18 protein-coding genes are annotated in these 18,067 nt (G+C 68.1%); 10 read left to right on the top strand and 8 right to left on the bottom strand.

Annotated features, from left to right (window positions below):
• Positions 1 to 96: 96 nt before the first annotated feature.
• Positions 97 to 2,049 carry an asparagine synthase (glutamine-hydrolyzing) gene (asnB, locus tag K3G64_RS18380; protein ID WP_238886328.1) on the top strand — a complete coding sequence of 651 codons (1,953 nt, stop codon included), beginning with the start codon at positions 97 to 99 and terminating at the stop codon, positions 2,047 to 2,049.
• Here the strand turns inward: asnB and K3G64_RS18375 are convergent.
• Positions 2,046 to 3,020, bottom strand: coding sequence for a carbohydrate kinase family protein (locus K3G64_RS18375; RefSeq protein ID WP_238886327.1), 975 nt, complete (start codon positions 3,018 to 3,020; stop codon positions 2,046 to 2,048). The two genes, asnB and K3G64_RS18375, sit on opposite strands and share 4 nt — an antisense overlap.
• Positions 3,021 to 3,139: 119 nt before the next feature.
• Here K3G64_RS18375 and K3G64_RS18370 point away from each other — a divergent pair, with 119 nt between their 5' ends.
• Entirely contained in the window at positions 3,140 to 3,772 is a 633-nt protein-coding gene (locus K3G64_RS18370) for an Rv0361 family membrane protein (protein ID WP_238886326.1), read from the top strand.
• Between the two features lie 10 nt (positions 3,773 to 3,782).
• Here the strand turns inward: K3G64_RS18370 and K3G64_RS18365 are convergent, their stop codons facing one another.
• Positions 3,783 to 4,157 (bottom strand): HesB/IscA family protein, encoded by a 375-nt coding sequence (locus K3G64_RS18365; RefSeq protein WP_238886325.1) that lies wholly within the window; start codon positions 4,155 to 4,157, stop codon positions 3,783 to 3,785.
• Between the two features lie 123 nt (positions 4,158 to 4,280).
• On the opposite strand from K3G64_RS18365, the gene K3G64_RS18360 reads away from it, so the two are divergent.
• From K3G64_RS18360 to K3G64_RS18345, 4 genes are read left to right on the top strand one after another with little or no spacing between them, the layout of a single operon-like run.
• Positions 4,281 to 4,976 (top strand): DUF3043 domain-containing protein, encoded by a 696-nt coding sequence (locus tag K3G64_RS18360; protein WP_370646984.1) that lies wholly within the window; start codon positions 4,281 to 4,283, stop codon positions 4,974 to 4,976.
• A 5-nt stretch (positions 4,977 to 4,981) separates the two neighbouring features.
• On the top strand, positions 4,982 to 5,512 hold the full coding sequence (locus tag K3G64_RS18355; protein WP_238886324.1) for a bifunctional adenosylcobinamide kinase/adenosylcobinamide-phosphate guanylyltransferase: 531 nt from the start codon (positions 4,982 to 4,984) through the stop codon (positions 5,510 to 5,512).
• A 14-nt stretch (positions 5,513 to 5,526) separates the two neighbouring features.
• Positions 5,527 to 6,582, top strand: a complete 1,056-nt coding sequence (gene cobT, locus K3G64_RS18350) for a nicotinate-nucleotide--dimethylbenzimidazole phosphoribosyltransferase (RefSeq protein WP_238950794.1) — start codon at positions 5,527 to 5,529, stop codon at positions 6,580 to 6,582.
• A 7-nt stretch (positions 6,583 to 6,589) separates the two neighbouring features.
• Positions 6,590 to 7,312 carry an adenosylcobinamide-GDP ribazoletransferase gene (locus K3G64_RS18345; RefSeq protein ID WP_238886323.1) on the top strand — a complete coding sequence of 241 codons (723 nt, stop codon included), beginning with the start codon at positions 6,590 to 6,592 and terminating at the stop codon, positions 7,310 to 7,312.
• On the opposite strand, the gene K3G64_RS18340 is transcribed toward K3G64_RS18345, so the two are convergent.
• The 3 genes from K3G64_RS18340 to K3G64_RS18330 all read right to left on the bottom strand — a co-directional run bounded on the left by K3G64_RS18340 (position 7,309) and on the right by K3G64_RS18330 (position 9,897).
• Positions 7,309 to 8,742 (bottom strand): neutral zinc metallopeptidase, encoded by a 1,434-nt coding sequence (locus K3G64_RS18340; protein WP_238886322.1) that lies wholly within the window; start codon positions 8,740 to 8,742, stop codon positions 7,309 to 7,311. The genes K3G64_RS18345 and K3G64_RS18340 overlap by 4 nt on opposite strands.
• Positions 8,743 to 8,801: 59 nt before the next feature.
• The gene (locus tag K3G64_RS18335) at positions 8,802 to 9,455 is read right to left on the bottom strand and encodes a sensor domain-containing protein (protein WP_238886320.1); all 654 of its coding nucleotides are present in this window, start codon (positions 9,453 to 9,455) and stop codon (positions 8,802 to 8,804) included.
• A gap of 253 nt (positions 9,456 to 9,708) precedes the next feature.
• Complete coding sequence (locus K3G64_RS18330) at positions 9,709 to 9,897, bottom strand: hypothetical protein (RefSeq protein ID WP_238886318.1); 189 nt, start codon at positions 9,895 to 9,897, stop codon at positions 9,709 to 9,711.
• A gap of 208 nt (positions 9,898 to 10,105) precedes the next feature.
• Between K3G64_RS18330 and K3G64_RS18325 the strand changes: the two genes are divergently transcribed.
• The 3 genes from K3G64_RS18325 to K3G64_RS18315 all read left to right on the top strand — a co-directional run bounded on the left by K3G64_RS18325 (position 10,106) and on the right by K3G64_RS18315 (position 13,828).
• Complete coding sequence (locus K3G64_RS18325; RefSeq protein ID WP_238886316.1) at positions 10,106 to 11,923, top strand: serine/threonine-protein kinase; 1,818 nt, start codon at positions 10,106 to 10,108, stop codon at positions 11,921 to 11,923.
• Positions 11,924 to 12,020: 97 nt separating this feature from the next.
• A complete protein-coding gene (locus K3G64_RS18320; RefSeq protein WP_238886315.1) occupies positions 12,021 to 13,238 on the top strand; it encodes a serine/threonine-protein kinase in 1,218 nt (405 codons plus the stop codon).
• Entirely contained in the window at positions 13,142 to 13,828 is a 687-nt protein-coding gene (locus tag K3G64_RS18315; protein WP_238886313.1) for a hypothetical protein, read from the top strand. Before K3G64_RS18320 ends, K3G64_RS18315 begins: the two co-directional genes overlap by 97 nt.
• Positions 13,829 to 14,315: 487 nt before the next feature.
• Here K3G64_RS18315 and K3G64_RS18310 read toward each other — a convergent pair whose 3' ends face one another.
• Together K3G64_RS18310 and K3G64_RS18305 are read right to left on the bottom strand one after the other, a co-directional pair.
• Positions 14,316 to 14,642, bottom strand: a complete 327-nt coding sequence (locus tag K3G64_RS18310) for a DUF732 domain-containing protein (RefSeq protein WP_238886311.1) — start codon at positions 14,640 to 14,642, stop codon at positions 14,316 to 14,318.
• Between the two features lie 135 nt (positions 14,643 to 14,777).
• Positions 14,778 to 15,911 (bottom strand): BTAD domain-containing putative transcriptional regulator, encoded by a 1,134-nt coding sequence (locus K3G64_RS18305; protein WP_238886309.1) that lies wholly within the window; start codon positions 15,909 to 15,911, stop codon positions 14,778 to 14,780.
• Positions 15,912 to 16,164: 253 nt separating this feature from the next.
• Here K3G64_RS18305 and K3G64_RS18300 point away from each other — a divergent pair, with 253 nt between their 5' ends.
• Complete coding sequence (locus tag K3G64_RS18300) at positions 16,165 to 16,941, top strand: helix-turn-helix domain-containing protein (protein ID WP_238886307.1); 777 nt, start codon at positions 16,165 to 16,167, stop codon at positions 16,939 to 16,941.
• Here the strand turns inward: K3G64_RS18300 and K3G64_RS18295 are convergent, their stop codons facing one another.
• On the bottom strand, positions 16,942 to 18,060 hold the full coding sequence (locus K3G64_RS18295) for a branched-chain amino acid aminotransferase (protein ID WP_238886305.1): 1,119 nt from the start codon (positions 18,058 to 18,060) through the stop codon (positions 16,942 to 16,944). It abuts the gene before it with no gap.
• Between the last annotated feature and the right edge of the window lie 7 nt (positions 18,061 to 18,067).

The raw sequence follows: 18,067 nt of genomic DNA, 5'->3' as shown, positions 1-18,067 counted from the left end.
ACCGCCGAGTGCCGGTCTCGACACACCTCCGCCTTCCGCTTCACAGGTCCGCGCCGCTTTGCGCTCCCCGCGGGCGCATTGGGCATACTTGGCGCCGTGTGCGGACTGCTGGCCCTGGTGCGTGACCCGTCCGCTGAGCCGTCCGGCGGGCTGATCGAGGCGGTATCGGGCGCCTCGCACCTGATGCGCCACCGCGGACCCGACGAACCGGGTACCTGGGCCGACGACCCCGAGCGCCCGGCCACCGTGTTGGGGTTCAACCGGCTGTCGATCATCGACATCGCCCACAGTCACCAGCCGTTGCGCTGGGGCCCGCCGGAGGCGCCGGACCGCTACGTGCTGGTGTTCAACGGCGAGATCTACAACTACCTCGAGTTGCGCGACGAACTGCGCACCCGGCACGGCGCGGAGTTCACCACCGACGGCGACGGCGAAGCGATCATCGTCGCCTACCACCACTGGGGCACCGATGCGCTGACGCGGCTGCGCGGCATGTTCGCGTTCGCGCTGTGGGACACCGTCGCCGGTGAGTTGTTCTGTGCCCGGGATCCTTTCGGCATCAAGCCGCTGTACATGGCGACCGGTCCGGGGGGCACCGCGGTCGGCAGCGAGAAGAAGTGCCTGCTGGACCTGGCGGACACGCTGGGCATCGATCTGACCGTCGACGTGCGCGCCGTCCAGCACTACACCGTGCTGCAGTACGTCCCGGAACCGGAGAGCCTGCACACCGGCATCCGACGGCTGGAGTCGGGCAGCTACGCCCGGATTCGTCCCGGCGAGCAACCGCGGGTGACCCGCTACTTCACCCCCCGGTTCGCCGCGGTGCCGTTCACCTCATCTTCTGGGGAGGGCGAGCAGGCACGCTACGACGAGATCACCGCCGTCCTGGAGGACTCGGTGGCCAAGCACATGCGCGCCGACGTGACCGTGGGCGCGTTCCTGTCCGGTGGCATCGACTCCACCGCGATCGCGGCGCTGGCGATGAGGCACAACCCGCGGCTGATCACCTTCACCACCGGCTTCGAACGCGAGGGGTTCTCCGAGGTGGACGTGGCCGTCGCGTCGGCAGAGGCGATCGGCGCACGCCACGTCACCAAGGTGGTCAACCAGGCCGAGTTCGTCGCCGCGCTGCCCGAGATCGTCTGGTACCTCGACGAGCCGGTGGCCGACCCGGCGCTGGTGCCGCTGTTCTTCATCGCCCGCGAAGCCCGCAAGCACGTCAAGGTGGTGCTCTCCGGCGAGGGCGCCGACGAACTGTTCGGCGGCTACACCATCTACCGCGAGCCGTTGTCGCTGCGGCCGTTCGAGTACCTGCCCAAGCCGGTGCGACGGTCGCTGGGCCGGGCGTCGCGGCCGCTGCCCGAGGGCATGCGCGGGAAGAGCCTGCTGCACCGCGGGTCACTCACCCTCGAGGAGCGCTACTACGGCAACGCGCGCAGTTTCTCCGACGCCCAACTGCGCGCCGTGCTGCCCGGCTTCCGCCAGGAGTGGACGCACACCGACGTCACTGCGCCGGTGTACGCGGAATCGGCAGGCTGGGACCCGGTTGCACGCATGCAGCACGTCGACCTGTTCACCTGGCTGCGAGGCGACATCCTGGTCAAGGCCGACAAGATGACCATGGCCAATTCGCTCGAGCTGCGGGTCCCGTTCTTGGACCCCGAGGTGTTCGCGGTCGCCTCACGCCTACCGTTCGACCGCAAGATCACCAGAACGACGACGAAGTTCGCGCTCCGGCGAGCCCTGGAACCCATCGTGCCCGCCCATGTGCTCAACCGCCCGAAACTGGGCTTCCCGGTGCCGATCCGGCACTGGCTGCGCGCGGGCGAGCTGCTGGACTGGGCCCACGGGATGGTCGGCGCGTCGCAGGCGGGTGAGCTGGTCGACCTGGCCGCAGTGCGCACCATGCTCGACGAACACCGGAACGGGACCAGCGATCACAGCCGACGGCTGTGGACCGTGCTGATCTTCATGCTGTGGCACGCGATCTTCGTCGAGCGCAGCATCAGCCCGGTGATCCGCGAGCCGCACTACCCCGTGCAGCTCTAAGCGAGCGCGCGGGCGATCTCGTCGCCGGCGTCGGCGCCGTACGCGTCGGAGAGCCGCTGCAGCGCCTCCTCGGGGTTCCAGCTCCACTCCTGGGGTCCGGGCGCCTCGAACACCAGCACGGCGACCAGCGACGCCAGTTGGGCCGACCGCTCAAGGCTCAGCCCGGCGCTGCGGCCGGTGAGGAAGCCGGCGCGGAATGCGTCACCGATCCCGGTGGGGTCGGCCTGCCGCTTCTCCGGGACCACGTCGATGTGGATGAAGGTGCCATCGGAGCTGACCAGGTCGACGCCCTTGGGTCCCAGGGTGGTGACCCGCAGCCCGATCTGGCTCATCACCTGCGCCTCGCTCCAGCCCGACTTCTGCAGCAGCAGATCCCACTCGTAGTCGTTGGTGAAAAGGTAGGCCGCACCGTCGATCAGTCGGCGGATCTCCTCGCCGGACAGGCGCGCCAGCTGCTGGGAGGGGTCCGCGGCGAACGCCAGGCCGAGCTTGCGGCACTCCTCGGTGTGCAGGAACATCGCCTCCGGGTCGTTGGCGCCGATGATCACCAGCTCCGGGGTGCCGATCCGCTTGACGACCTCGGCGAGGGCGATGTCGCGTGCCTGCGACATCGCGCCCGGGTAGAACGACGCGATCTGGGCCATGGCGTCGTCGGTGGTGCAGACGAACCGCGCGGTGTAGGCGGTCTCGGAGACCAGCACGCTCTCGGTGTCCACGTTCACCGACTCCAGCCAGCTGCGGTAATCGTCGAAGTCGCGGCCGACCGCACCGATCAGGGCCACATCGCCGCCGAGCACGCCGATCGCGAACGCCATGTTGCCTGCGACGCCGCCGCGGTGCACCACCAGATCGTCGACCAGGAAGCTCAGCGAGACCTTCTGCAGATGCTCGGGCAGCAGTTGCTCGGAGAACTTGCCGGGAAACCGCATCAAATGGTCGGTCGCGATCGATCCGGTCACCGCGATGGTCACGAATAGTCACCTTTCATCGTCGAGTCGTGGCGGAGCTTCGGTGCGCTAACCTGCCTACGAACGCCCGTCCGCCACTGTAGACAGGCACTTTCCGCCACACATCTCCGGGGAGCAAATCCATGACCGGCCCGTACCCGCCCGAATACGGCGCCGGACCGAACGGCCCGCAAATGTATCCGCCGTCGGTCCCCTACCCGGAGAACGTGCCCTCGGCCTACCCGGGCATGCTTCCGCCGCCGGTGCCGTATCGCAAGCGCAGGCGGTGGCCGGCCGTCGTGGGCGCGGGGGTGGCGGTGCTGGCGATCGCGGGCACGGTGCTGGCGATCGTGTTCGCCGGCGGGGACGACGAGACACCGCGCACCGGGGCCCTGACCGATGAGTCGGCGACGGCCGCGATCCAGGAGTATCTGGATGCGTTGATCAACGGCGACGACGAGACCATCGCGCGCCACACGCTGTGCGGCCTTTTCGACGCGGTGAAGGAGAAGCGTTCCGACCTGGCGCTGGCCGGTCTGTCCAGCGACGCATTCCGCAAGCAGTACGACAGCGCCGAGGTGACGTCCATCGACAAGGTGGTGCGACCGTCGCCGAATCAGGCCCAGGTGCTCTTCTCGATGCGGGTGGAACCGGCCAGCGGCTCGCGCCGCGGCCAATCGGAACCCAGGGAGCAGCAGGCCGTGGCCCAGCTACTCACCCAGGACAACGAGATACTGGTGTGCTCGTACCTACCGCGTACGGGCGGTCAGTTCTGACCCGCTCGGATCAGTTGAACGAATCGCCGCAGGCGCACGAACCCGTGGCGTTGGGATTGTCGATCGTGAAGCCCTGCTTCTCGATGGTGTCGACGAAGTCGATCGTCGCGCCCTGCACGTACGGCGCGCTCATGCGGTCCACGGTCAGGTTCACACCGCCGAACTCGGCGGTCAGGTCGCCGTCGAGCGCCCGGTCGTCGAAGAACAGGTTGTAGCGCAGACCGGCGCAACCGCCCGGCTGCACGGCGATGCGCAGGGCCAGATCGTCGCGGCCCTCCTGGTCCAGCAGCGCCTTGGCCTTGGCGGCAGCGGCGTCGGTCAGGATCACACCATGGGTGGCGGTGGCCGTCCCGTCCTGCGAAGCCGACTGTTCCTGAACTGTCATTAGGTCTCCTGTAAAGCCTCATCGTGTGGGGCGTACTCGTTCAACGGTACCTCTTCTCGCCGCTATTCCCGAGATCGTCCCCAGGCCGCGATCGGCCGCATCCGCGGAAGTAACCTGGCAGGTGTGAACCTGCTGGGCCGCAAGAGCAAGAAACCCAACGAGCCGGACCCGGACACCGATGTGTCCGAGGATGTGTCCGAGATCACCGCCGAGGCCGGACCCCAGGACGACGGCAAGGCGGGCACCACGGCGCCCAAGGGCAGGCCGACACCCAAACGCAACCAGGCCGCCCGAAAGCGCGGCCCGGTGGCTCCCGCCCCGATGACCGCCGCCGAGGCGCGGCGGCGCCGCAAGGAAATGCGCACCAAGATGACCCGCGAGGAGCGCAAGGCCGACAAGTTCGCCCGCCGCGAGGAGATGTCGACACGCCGCGAGAAGATGATGGCCGGCGAGGAGGCCTACCTGCTGCCGCGCGACCGCGGTCCGGTCCGGCGCTACGTGCGCGATGTGGTCGACGCCCGGCGCAACGTGCTCGGATTGTTCATGCCGTCCGCGCTCGGCCTGGTCTTCGTGATGCTCGCCGTGCCCTCGGTCCAGGTGCAAGCCTTCCTGTCCCCCGCAATGCTGCTGCTCGTGATCGTGATGGTGGTCGACGGCTTCATCGTCGGGCGCAAGGTCAACCGCCTGGTCGACGCCAAGTTCCCGGACAACACCGAAACCGGCTGGCGATTGGGCTTCTACGCGGCCAGCCGCGCATCGCAACTGCGGCGGATGCGGGCGCCGCGCCCGCAGGTGAACCGCGGCGACAAGGTCGCCTGAACCCGGTGCGCACCCTGGTGCTCGGCGGCATCCGCTCGGGCAAGTCGCGGTGGGCCGAGGACGCGTTGATGGGCGAGGTCGCCGACGGCGCGGCGCTGCGCTACGTGGCCACCGGGCCCACGCCCGACGACGACACCGACTGGGCCGCCCGGGTGGCCGCCCACCGGGAGCGCAGACAGCACCGCTGGGCCACGGTCGAAAGCGCCGATGTGGCAGCGCAGTTGCGCGCCGATCCGGTGCCGACACTGGTCGACGACGCAGGCGCCTGGCTGACCGCCACGATGGACCGCTCGGGGGCGTGGCACGGGGCCGCGGTCACCGCGCAGACCGACGACCTGGTGGATGCGGTGGGTGCGTTCGCCGTCCCGTTGGTGATCGTCAGCCCGGAGGTCGGGCTGACCGTGGTGCCCGCCAGTGCGGCCGGTCGCCGGTTCGCCGACGAACTGGGCACGCTGAACCAGCGCCTGGCCGGCGTGTGCGAGCGGGTGGTGCTGGTGATCGCGGGGCAGGCCGTCTCGGTCAAGGAGCCGGTGTGACCGAGTCTCCCTCGATGGATCCGCCGGAGTTTCCGCCGATCGGTCCGCCCGACGCCGGCGCGGGCGCCGCCGCGCGGGCCCGCCAGGACCGGCTCACCAAGCCGCCCGGATCGCTGGGCAGGCTGGAAGACCTGGCGGTGTGGGTGGCCTCGTGCCAGGGCAGCTGCCCGCCGCGACCGTTCGAGCGGGCCCGGGTGGTGGTCTTCGCCGGCGACCACGGGGTGGCAACGGCAGGCGTCTCGGCGTATCCGGCCGAGGTCACCGCACAGATGGTGGCCAATTTCGCGGTCGGCGGGGCCGCGATCAACATCGTGGCCGAGGCGGCCGGTGCGACGGTGCGGGTGGCCGACATCGCCGTCGACGCCGATACTTCCGGCCCGGTCGCCGCGCACAAGGTGCGTCGCGGCAGCGGCAACATCGCCGTCGAGGACGCGTTGAGTCTCGATGAGGCAGCCGCCGCGATCAAGGCGGGCCGCCGCATCGCCGACGAAGAGGTCGACGCCGGCGCCGACGTGTTGATCGCCGGTGACATGGGCATCGGAAACACAACGCCGGCAACGACATTGATCGCCGCGCTGGCAGACTGCGAACCAGTGGCCGTCGTGGGCCGCGGTACGGGAATCGACGACGCCGGATGGGCCCGAAAGACCGCCGCGGTGCGCGACGCGCTGTACCGCAGCCGAAACAGTCGCACCGATCCCGTTGCGCTGCTGCGTATCTGCGGCGGTGCGGACCTGGCGGCGATCGCGGGCTTCTGCGCGCAGGCCGCGGTGCGCCGCACTCCCCTGCTGCTCGACGGCCTGGTGGTCACGGCGGCGGCACTGGTCGCCGAACGCATGGCGCCGGGGGCGCGCCAGTGGTGGCAGGCGGGTCACCGGTCCACCGAGCCGGCCCACGCCGTCGCGTTGGACCGGTTGGGCCTCGAACCGATCGTCGATCTGGGCATGCGACTCGGCGAAGGTACCGGTGCGGCGATAGCCCTGCCCATCGTCGGAGCCGCGATCGCCACGCTGACGTCGATGGCGACGTTCGACGAGGCGGGCATCAGCCGCGCGGGCGAGGAACAATAGGACCGCCGTGTTCGGTTCGCTCGCTTCGGCTTTCGCATTCGGCACGGTGGCTCCGGTCCGCAGCTCGGTGGCCGTCGGCCGCGGCGCACTGACGGCCCTGCCCGCAGTCGGGCTGGCGCTCGGTGCGCTGGCCGCCGCGACGTTGTGGGCCGCGCAGTGGGCGTTCGACATGGGCCCGCTGGCGGGACTGCTCGCGGTGGCGGTGGTGCTAATGGCCACCCGCGGGCTGCACATGGACGGGCTGGCGGACACCGCCGACGGGCTGGGCTGTTACGGGCCCCCGGACCGGGCGCTGGCCGCGATGCGCGACGGCTCCGCGGGCCCGTTCGGGGTGGCGTCGGTGGTGGTCGTGATCGTGGCGCAGGCGCTGGCCTTCAGTGAGCTCAGCGCGGCCGGCGTGGTGACGGCGGTGGCGGCCGGCCGGGTGGCGGCGGTCGTGGCGTGCAGGCCCGGGGTGCCGGCCGCGGCGGGCAGTTCACTCGGCGCGCGGGTCGCCGGGACCCAGCCGCTCGGGGTGGTGGCGGCCTGGGTCGTCGCCGTGGCGGCGCTGGCCGCGCTCGCCGGTCCGCGCCTCTGGCAGGGCCCGGTGGCCGTCGCGGTCGGTTTGGGTTGCGGTGCGCTGATGGTGGCCCACTGCGTGCGCCGGTTCGGCGGCCTCACCGGTGACGTGCTGGGTGCCGCGATCGAGGTGACGACGACGGTCGCCGCACTAGGCCTGGCGATCCGCTAGGGGAACCGCTTCAGACAGCGGTCCTCGTCGCCGAGCACCCCGCTGCGGAAGGCATCGACCCTGGAAAAGCCGGAGGGCACCGTTTCGCCGTTCACATCGCTGGCGACGAGCCCGTTGCTGAGCAGGCCGGTCACTGCTTCATCGAGGTCGCCCGCGGTCAGCGTGATCGGCAGGTCGTCGGAGTTGCCGCCTCCCTCCGCCAGCAGCGTGGTGGCCACCCCCGTCAGGCACGCGGTGCGCATCGCCGCCGTCGGGTTGTCCAGGGTCAGACCCTGTTCCTTCTGAATGGCCAGCATGTAGCGCGAGGCCAGAATCGAATAGGCACTGTTGTCTCCGGCCAGCACCATCGAGTCGCCTGGATCCTCGAACGACTCGCCGACGGTCCGCAGTTCGGCCAGATCCACCGAAATGGTGTTGGTGGCCGGGCAATACGACACCGGCGGGCTCGGGTCGGCGTCCGCGCACGACTCCGGAGACCGCTCGAATTCCAGCCGGGGCTCGTCGTCCGGTGCGAACAGGATGTTCAGCGCATCCACTACCGACGTCACCGACTCCTCGCTGACCGGCAACTCGCCGGTTTCGTCTTCGGGCAACAGGACCGGCAGGTTGCCGCGCCGTTGCACGATCTCTTCTTCGTCGATCGCCGTGCACGCCGCAGCGCCGTTCGTGAAGCCCATCTGAAACGCAGTGACACGCTCGAACGCCGAGCCGTGGTCGGTGCTGCCGGGAGTGACCTCGTCGGCGCTCATCGGCTCATCACGAATCGAAACCGTCGCCGCCAGCACATCATTGAGGCCGTCGCTCGTGTTCAGGGTGAATCGCGGTGAGCTGCCCTCGGCGACCCACCGCATGTACACCCCGGTGAGGCAATCGGCCTGCTGCTCAGACACCAGTGTCGGTGTGCGGCGGCCGACCAGGCCGGCTTGTCGCTGAACGGAGTGGCCGTATTCGTGTGCGATGACTTTCACAACGCCCATGTCGCCGAACGACCTGCGCAGACCCGGTAACAACACGCCGCGGTCCCAGCCGATGATGTCCTGGGATTCGCAGAAGAAGGCGTTGACGAAACCCTCGGTGTCCTCGCCGCAGATCACTATTCCGGGTCGCTCGGTGGCGTCGTACGACACGATTTCGTCCACCGGGGTGAACTCGTCGCCGAACTCGGTGCCGAACGCCTCTTCCCAGAACTCCTCGACGTCGCTGGTCGCACTCGCTGCGAGCTCGTCTACGCCGCCACCGTCGGAATTCACCGGCTCCCGGGTCGGTGGCGGGGCGTCCTGATGTAGCCCGTTGGGGCCGTCGGTCACAGCCAACCCCGCGACGAGGAACGGATTGTTCAGGCTGGACACCGCCTCACCGTCAACTTCTGCGGAGCAGGAGCCGAGCGCCAGTACTCCGACACTCGCCAGCACCGCGCCGATGCGGCTCACATCACCACCACGAAAGGTATTTGGGTGCGCGGCCGCAGAACCATGGCGGGAGTTCGCCGCTACTGGGCTCGGGCGGTGTCGGCCGCGTTGTCGATGATGGTCGTCGCTATCGTCTCGGCTTCACCTGCGCTGCCGCCGCAATCGCGTGCCTCGGCGACCAGATTCGACACCACGCCCATTGCGTGGGAACAGTCGGAGTTGGGAAAGGCGATCGTCACCGAGACCACGTCTTCCCGAGGATTGCCGACATCACGGATGTCTATCGCGATGTCGGTCCCGTCATCGAGGGTCCGGTCCAGCGAGGTGTTCGCGCACTCCTGCCACTGTCTCACCGAGTCGTCGAAGAACTGCCTGGCCCGATCGGCGGAGGAGAAGAGCACGACGGTCTGGGTGATGAGGCTCTCGGCCTGGTCCTCGTCCTCCAACTCTTCTCGGCGCTGTGCGGTGACTCCACTGCCCCGATAGACCCGCTCCTCGCCGTCGAAGACCACCCCCAGGCAGTCCCGATCGGATACCACGTCGGCGGTGTCGGCCAGCTCCTCACCCTCGAACGTGACTCTCGCGTCCGGTCCCCCGACGATTTCGTTGATCTGTCGTTCGCTCAGCAGCAGCCGGTCAAGCGAGGATTCGGACAGCTCGGGCACCGGCGGGTCGCCGGTGAACCGGTCTACCAGAGAACAGCCGCTCAGCACCAACCCGACGACCACTGCCACCGCTCCTGCGGGAACCGTCGATCGTCGACCACTGGACGCGTTGCCAGCAGGGGGGCGACGCGCAAGGCCGACACCCAAGTGCGGCAACTCTTTTCGCTCGGCCGTCCTCATCGGCCCCGCCTTCCCGCCGGCAACGCCAATCAGGATAGCGACTCCCCGCGGGCGGTGCACGTGGTTGACCGGTAAACACCGCGCACTTCGCGGCACATGACCGCCGGTGGTCACAGTTGTTCGACACCGCGTCCCCGGCGGCTCAGGTCAGCATAAACGCATGCGCAAGCGCAATCATCAGAAATGCGTACATCCGCGGCACGGCCGCCGTGGCTGCGGGCGCGACATGCGCAAGAAACTCGACGCGATGCCGCACCTCATGCTGATCCGGTTGACAAAGACCAAAGAACCCGACTCGGATCGTGAAGCCGGGAATCGCTTCTGCCTGCACACCGAACCTGTTGCCGACTTACCCCTCTGGCCCTTCTGGCCGCAGCGCTGGCCCAGTGTCGGCCCCGAACCCCAGGTGTGCCCGTGGAGACAGGCGTTCGTGACGGTTATGTTCCGATTCTCGTGTCCCGTGACAATCCGAAGCAGGATGTTCGCCGAGGCGTTAGGGTGCGCGACAGCACCTGGTATTGACGACGAAAGTGACACCAGTGGAGATCGGGGTCCCGGACGTAAGTGCCTCCCAGAAGATCGGTGAGGGCGGCTTCGGCGTCGTCTACCAGGCACGCCAGGATTCCTTTGGGGGTCGAACCGTCGCGGTCAAGGTGCTGACCAACGTCGATCTGAACGCCGCCGCGCAGCAGCGGTTCGCGCGCGAGCTTCGTGCGATCGGTTCGCTCTCGGGGCACCCCAACATCGTCACGGTGTATTCGCACGGCACGACCGATTCCGGCGCTCCGTACCTGGTGATGGAGTTTTGCGAGCAGGGTTCCTACGGGGATGCGTTGCGCAAGGGCCGTCGCTTCTCCTGGGAAGAGGCCGTCGACGTGGCAGTAACTGTCGCGGGCGCCCTGGAGGTCTCGCATCGGGCCGGAATCGTCCATCGGGATGTAAAGCCGGACAACATATTGATTGACGGGTACGGCGCGGCGAAGCTGGCCGATTTCGGGATCGCCCGTGCGGCCGATGTGACATCCATGACCGCACAGGGGACATTCGTCGGTTCAGCGGCCTATGCCGCCCCGGAGATCGTGCTGGGCGAGGAGCCCTCGCCGGCAAGTGATGTCTACGCCTTGGCCGCAACCATGCACGCGTTGATCACCGGCGAGTCGCCGTTCGCCCGAGACACCGACACCACGATCATCCCGATGCTTCATCGGATCACCACCGACCCGCCGCCTCGTCTGCACGGCCACGGGGTGCCACCGCAGGTGGCCGATGTGGTGGTGCGGGCGATGGCCAAGAACCCGGCCGAACGCCCCGCCTCATGCGCGGACTTCGCCAACGAACTGCGCTCGGCCGCTCAGCAGGCCGGGGCGCACGGTGGTGAACCGGACCCCGCTTCGCTGAGCCCGCCGGGCGGGCAGGAGGCGGCGGACGCCACCAGGGTGGCGCCCATTGCCCCCCCGGTGCCAGGCACGAGCGGACCGCCCTGGACCGGTGGACCACCCTCGGCACCGACCTGGCCGGCCAATCCGGCGGCCGGACAGCCTGGCGGCTTTCTGCCGTCGCATCAGGTGCCGCCGCATCAGCCGCCACCCGGCGGCTATGTCGCGCCGCATCAGCCCCCAGCCAGTGGCCCACAACACCCCACGAAGCGGTCCCGCAAGTCGTTACTAATCGGCCTCGGCGTCGCCGCGGCCGTGCTCATCGCCGCCGTGATCGGCGGTGTTCTGGCGTTCCGCGGCGGGTCCGGCCCGGCGACTCCAACCGGCACCGCGTCGGCTCTGCCGGACGATGAGGCCGCGGACCAGCTGCTGTTGACCGCCACCGACGTGAACAACGCGGGCACCGATTGGGAACAGTCCCCCAACACCAATGCCGTCAACCCCAGCGGCGCCTTCTGCAACACGACTCTGAAAACGCTGCCGCGCGAGTACCGGCAGCGGACTTTCGTTCCGACCGACCCGCCGCCTGACATCCTCATGGAGGTGAACGCGGGTGGCGCGGTTTTCGAGACTGCGCGTGACGCCGAACGAAACTTGCGTGAGCAGAAGACTTCTGCGGATTGCGGCACCTACACCGACGGTCCGAACAGCATCGACGTGGCGATATCGTCCATCAGCCCGACCCTGGTCGGCTGTCGGTGTCAGAACGTCAACGTCTACGAGGTGCTTGTCACGCCGCCGGACAACGCGACAACGACAACGCAGTACATCGTGCAGGCTCAGCAGGACCGCTACGTCTCGGAGGCCTTCATCAGCATTCCGACCATTCTCGTCGAGGACGGCGCCGAAAGATTCGCCGCCGACCTGATCGACGAAGTGGTCAAGAACGTGTCCGAGGTCGCCGAGGAGGCGCAACGGTGAAATCGTGCCGATCGCTAGTAGACGGCAGCGCGGCAAGAATGGCGTAACGCCGGCAGTCAGGGTCTGTCAGCGCGCATACGGGTGGAGAGGGGCGCCGGTGGAGATCGGAGTGCCGGGTGTCAGTGGAGCCGAGAAGATCGGCGCGGGCGCTTTCGGAATCGTCTACAAAGCACATCAGGAGTCGTTCAACCGGTTCGTCGCTGTCAAGGTGTTGGCCAATGTGGACCTCACCGACGAGGCGCAGAAGCGGTTCGCGCGTGAAGTGAGCGCGGTGGGCCGCCTGTCTGGACATCCCAACATCGTCTGCGTCTACGAACACGGCACCACCACCGCGGGCGCCCCCTACTTGTTGATGGAGTACTGCGAGGGAGGTTCATACGGCGACGCGGTGAAAAAGGGGCGCCGCTATTCCTGGGACGAGGCGACGGACATGGCGATCTCCATCGCCGGTGCGTTGGAGACCGCCCATCGCGCGGGCATCGTGCATCGCGACATCAAGCCCGACAACATTCTGATCGACGGCTACGGGGTGCCCAAGCTCGCTGATTTCGGAGTTGCCCGGGCGAATGCGCAGACAGCGTTGACGGCCGCGGGCAGCATCGTCGGCTCACTGGCATACATCGCCCCCGAGACCGTGAGCGGCAAGGAGCCGTCACCGGCCAGCGACCTGTATGCGCTGGCAGCGGCACTGCATACCCTGGTCACCGGCGAACCGCCCTTCATGCGCGACCGCGAGACCTCGATCGCCCCGCTGCTGCTGCGCATCGCCAACGACACGCCGCCACGGCTGCACGAGCACAGCGTCCCGGCGCAAGTCGCCGACGTGGTGGTGCGGGCGATGGCCAAGAACCCGGCGGAGCGGCCGAAGAGTTGCGCACAGTTCGCCGAAGAGCTTCGCGCGGCCCGCCACAGCGTCGGACTGGCACGCAGCAGCTACCAGGTGTTGGCGCCCCCGCCCGCCAGCAAGGTGTCCGACGAAACGATCACCGCGCCGGGCGGACTCGGACCGACATCCGGTCCGTCCGGGCCGCAGTGGGCGTCCGGCCCGCAGTGGGCGGGTGGTCCGCCCTCAGGGCCGACCCCCGCGGCCTCCCCGCCCGCGGCCCCACCCCCTCTGGCGGAATCCCGTCCCCGCCGAGCGGCCCGATTCCGCGGCAACCGGGACAACAGCCGAAGGCGAAACGCTCCCGGCGGCCGCTGCTCCTCGGGGCGGGCGCCGTGGTCGCGGTCATCATCTTGGCCGTCGGGGTCGTCGGCGTCCTTGCCGCCACCGGCACGGACGACCCGCCGGCTCCACCGCCTCCGCCCGCGCTGACCGACGAACAGGCCGCCGAGCAACTGCAGTTCACTGCGGCCGAACTAGGCAGTCTCAGCGACGACGTCTGGGAACAGTCGGCCACTGACTCCATCAATCCCACGGGCGCCTTCTGCAACGTGGTGCACACGGAGATACCTCGGGAGTTCCAAGACAGAGGCTTCCACCTGGCAAGCCAGGAACCTGACACCTTTCCCCAGGTCACCACCGCCGGTGCGGTGTTCGAGACCGCGCGTGACGCCGAGGGCTATCAGCGGGAGCAGCGAAGCTCGGCCGACTGTGGCACCTATACCGACGCCGCCGGCACCGTCTCCGTCTCGATGCCGCCCGCCGACCCGAAACTGGTCGGCTGCCGGTGCCAGAACGTCGCGGTGTTCGAATCGGTGATCACCCCGCCCGACGGGGCGCCCCCCGCGACGCAATTCTTCGTGCAGGTTCAGCAGGACCGCTACGTCGCGGGAACCTTCTTCACCGTCGACGATGCCCTCGCCGGAACCGACGTGGCCAACACTTTCCGCGGCAACCTCGTCGACGCGGTCGTCAAGAAGGTCTCCGACGTCGCCGAAGCGGCCAAGGGCGAGACGCCGTGAACGCGCCAAGGCCCGGCACTCGGCCCGGCGATCTGACCCCCGTCCTTGCCGACCATCTCCGGGGTGGCCGGAATGCCGACTCAACAACTCACGGTCGTCACACCGCCGCGGCACCCTATGACCGCTACCGCTACCTGGCCGCTTGCTCGCAGATCCCCGACGACAGCCGGCTGCGGTCGGATTCCGGGTCGTGCCCCGACAACCTGTGGGGGTTCCCCAGCCATGCGCTCAGAGAGGCCTGTTAGGACACGTCCCTGGGCCCGCTGTTCAAGGTGGCCACCGAACCGGTCATCGAGCTGACAGACTTTCCGGCGAGAGCAGGTCACACTCGGGCCATCGGCGGCGGAACCGAGCTCGGTTGAATGCCGGCGAGTCTGCCCTCGGTAACTGTGCGGCCGGAACCGGGACGGCCGCCCACGTCTTGCTCGAGACCTGCGACGCCGGACGACGGCAGGGCCCCGCATCGCGGGGCCCTGGACGTCTCGGGTCAGATCAAGTCGCCGTACTCGGGGCAGAAGCTGGCGATCGACGCCCCCACGAAGAACCCGGCGTTAGGCGCGCTGAGCCCGGATTCCTCGTCGACGATCTCGGCGGCCTCGACCGGGGTGGCGCCGTCATCGACCAGCGAACACACCACCAGACCGGCCTCGACCGCGGCATCGGCAGAGGTGAACGCGATGCCCCGCTCGCTGATCACGTCGATGAACGCGTCGTCGACGCTGGTCGCGGCGGCGGTGGCGGCGCTGCCGAGCGCAGCAAGGGCGACGGCGGCGGCGGCGATGGTGGCGGTGGCGAATCGGCGGGGAGCAGACATTTCGGGAATCCTTTCGGCGGAGCTGTTTTTCGGACAGCTCCAGCTTCGGATCGACCCCTTGACGATTCCTCAACGAATTCTTGATAACCGCTGACCGCGGTCGCGAACGGGTCGCCGCGACTCGGCCACGGTGACTTAGGCCGGGCCGAGCTTGAACGTGAACTCGTGATCGCTGATGTGAATGCAGTCGCCGTCGGCCAGCATGGCACTGGCGTGGATGCGCTCCCGCCCCACCTTGACTCCGTTGGCCGACCGCAGATCGGTCACCACGAAGCTGCTGCCGGTGTCGATGACGATGGCGTGGTGCCTGCTGACCCGGACATCGTCGAGCACAACGTCGTTGTCGTCCGACCGACCGATGCGAGTGGCCGCGCCATGCAGTGGAAAGCAGCGCCCAGAGCTGTCGCGCAGGTGAGCTGCCGCCGAGGGCGAGGTGACCGTCGTCCGTTGTCCCAGCTGCACGACGGTCGCGGTGGCTGTCCTTTTGGCGGCTTTCTTGGCTCCCAGGTCTTCCTGGCGCAGGATCCGCGCATTGAGTTCACGCAGCCTTGGGTTGGGGTCAACCCCCAAGTCGTCAGCCAGCGTCGTCTTGACACGACGGAATGCGTCGAGGGCGTCGGCCTGCCTGCCCAGCAGATAGTAGGCCGTGATCAACTGCTCCCACAGCGGCTCGCGATACGGGAACTCGCCGGTCAACGTTTCCAATTCACCGATCACGGTCTGTGCTCTGCCACAAGCGATCTCGGCCTCGGCCCGCGCTCTGTGCATCGCTACCTTGTCCTCCGTGAGCGCGGCGGCGAACGCGTTGACGAACTCGTAGTCCCGCAGGTCGTCCAGGACCGGACCACGCCACTGTTGCAGAGCAGCCGAGAAATGCCTGCTGGCCTCGTCGAATCGGCCAGCCGCCGCGGCGTGTGCTCCCGCCGATTTCTCGGTGATGAACCGCCCGAGGTCCAGTTGGTCATCAGGGACGCTGAGTTGGTACCCGGGTGGTGCGCTGGCCAGCACCACCCGCGAGTCAACACCCGCGTTGTGCAACAGCTTGCGCAGGTTTGAAATGTAGGAGTGGATCGTCGCACGCGCCCCCGGCGGTGGCCGCTGCTCCCACGCCGCGGTGATCAGCGCGTCGACCCCGACCGGACGATTTCGATTGATCAGCAGCATCGCCAACATCACGCGCTGCTTGGGGGTGCCCAGCCGCATCGGCGTCGAATCAACGCTCAGCTGCAGCGGTCCCAGCACGCCGAACTCTATTTGCGTTTGCGCCATGCCGCGCATTCAACCTTTCCAACGGATCGGAGCCGTCACAGTCATTGTGGACACTGCAGAGGGGTAGCTCACGCGATTGGGCCTGACACATCGAGGCGGTATTAGGAAGTCGGCCGCTCAATGACTGGTGCTCAGCAGCCGCGCACCGTAGGGTGCGCCAAGAACCGGCACATGAAATGTGGGCAGCAGGATGACCGACGGCAGGGCATCAGGCTCAGGGCACAGTGGGTACAGCGCGTCCGCTGTGACGGAGATGACGGGCATCGACGGTAAGACGCTGCGGTTCTATGAACGTCAGGGAATGGTCGCCCCCACGCGGGTTCGAGGCGGACGCCGCTACAGCGACGACGACGTACGCCGACTCGACCGCATCACTCACCTCATCCAGCGGGGCTACGTGGTGGGCGGGGCTGCTCTCATTCTCGACCACACCGATCGGGAGATCGCCGACGCCTTCGAGGCGGCGCGCGCCGCAATACCGCGCACGTCGAGGGCAATCGCGGCCACGTTGCAGGACGCGAGCGAGCGCCTTCGCGATAACGGCGTGCGTCCAGACATCGTGGCGCTTGATCAGTCCTCAATGTTTCGCAGCAGGATGTCCGCAATCGGTGAGTACTGGGACTTGCCCCGGAGCGGGACGCTGTTCAACAACGCATTCTCCACGCGTGGCTACGGCACCCGCTACGACCTCAGTGAGCACATTCCCCGAAGGATTCGAAAATTCGCGCGAGAACTCGGCCTCACGGAGGGATACGTCCGGGTGGTCCGTGAATATCCTGGTTGGTCGATCCCCTACACCCCTGACAAGCTTCTTGCGGTTCCGATGATGCTGGTCGGTCAAACGGAGACCAGGGTGGGCATGGACTGCTTCGTTCCCGACCTACCACCCGAGCCGAGATTTGCCGCGTCGGACGACAACCGGGCCTACCTGGTGAACTACGACCCCGGCGAAAAAGGGGCGGCAGATCGATGGGAGGTGTCCGACCTCGAACGACTGTTGCAACGAGACTTCGAGAGATACTCGGCCTGACTAGCCCAGCCGGGCCATCCAACCGTGCGTGTCGGCGAACATCCCGCGTTGCAGTCCCGTCAGTGTGTCCCGCAGGGCCATCGTGATCTCGCCGGGCTCGCCGTCGGCGATGCTGAACTCGCCCTCGGCGTGCTTGACCCGGCCCACCGGGGTGATCACCGCAGCGGTCCCGCAGGCGAACACCTCGGTGATCTCCCCCGCGGCCGCCTTCTTCTGCCACTCGTCGACGTCGATCTTGCGTTCCTCGACGGTGAACCCGGCGTCGGTGGCCAACTGCAGCAACGAGTCTCGCGTCACGCCGGGCAGGATGGACCCGCTCAGCTCGGGGGTGACCAGCCGCGCCGACCCGCCGCTGCCGAAGACGAAGAACAGGTTCATGCCGCCCATCTCCTCGACGTAGCGGCGCTCGGCGGCGTCGAGCCACACCACCTGGTCGCAGCCGTTGTCGGCGGCCTGGGCCTGCGCCAGCAGCGACGCCGCGTAGTTGCCGCCGAACTTCGCCGCCCCCGTTCCGCCCGGGCAGGCGCGGACGTACTCGGTGGACAACCACACGCTCACCGGCTTGATGCCGCCCGTGAAGTAGGCGCCGGCCGGTGAGGCGATCACCAGATAGCGGTACTGATTCGCCGGCCGCACCCCCAGTCCCGGTTCGGTGGCGATGACGAACGGGCGCAGGTACAGCGACTCCTCACCCCCGGCCGGCGGCACCCACGCCTCGTCGACGGCGATCAACTGGCGCAACGATTCGATGAAGACCTCTTCGGGCAGTTCGGGGATCGCCATCCGGCGCGCCGAGGTGCGCAGCCGCCCGGCGTTGGCCTCCGGCCGGAACGACACGATGGACCCGTCCGCCCAGCGGTAGGCCTTGAGCCCCTCGAAGATCTCCTGCGCGTAGTGCAGCACTATCGCCGACGGGTCGAGCTCGATGGGGCCGTACGGAATCACCCGGGCGTTCTGCCATCCCGCACCCTCGGCCCCGTCGGTCCGCCAATCGATCGAGACCATGTGGTCGGTGTGGTGCTGGCCGAATCCGGGATTGGCGAGAATCGACGCCCGTACCTCATCGCTCGCCGGGTGCGCGTTGCGCTCAACGGTGAACTCGAGGGGGCCGTCAGTCATGGAGCAA

This window comes from Mycobacterium sp. IDR2000157661 (assembly GCF_022317005.1).
GTDB lineage: Bacteria > Actinomycetota > Actinomycetes > Mycobacteriales > Mycobacteriaceae > Mycobacterium.
The sequence above is the reverse complement of the archived record's forward strand: the minus strand, read 5'-3'. Positions and strand labels throughout refer to the sequence as shown.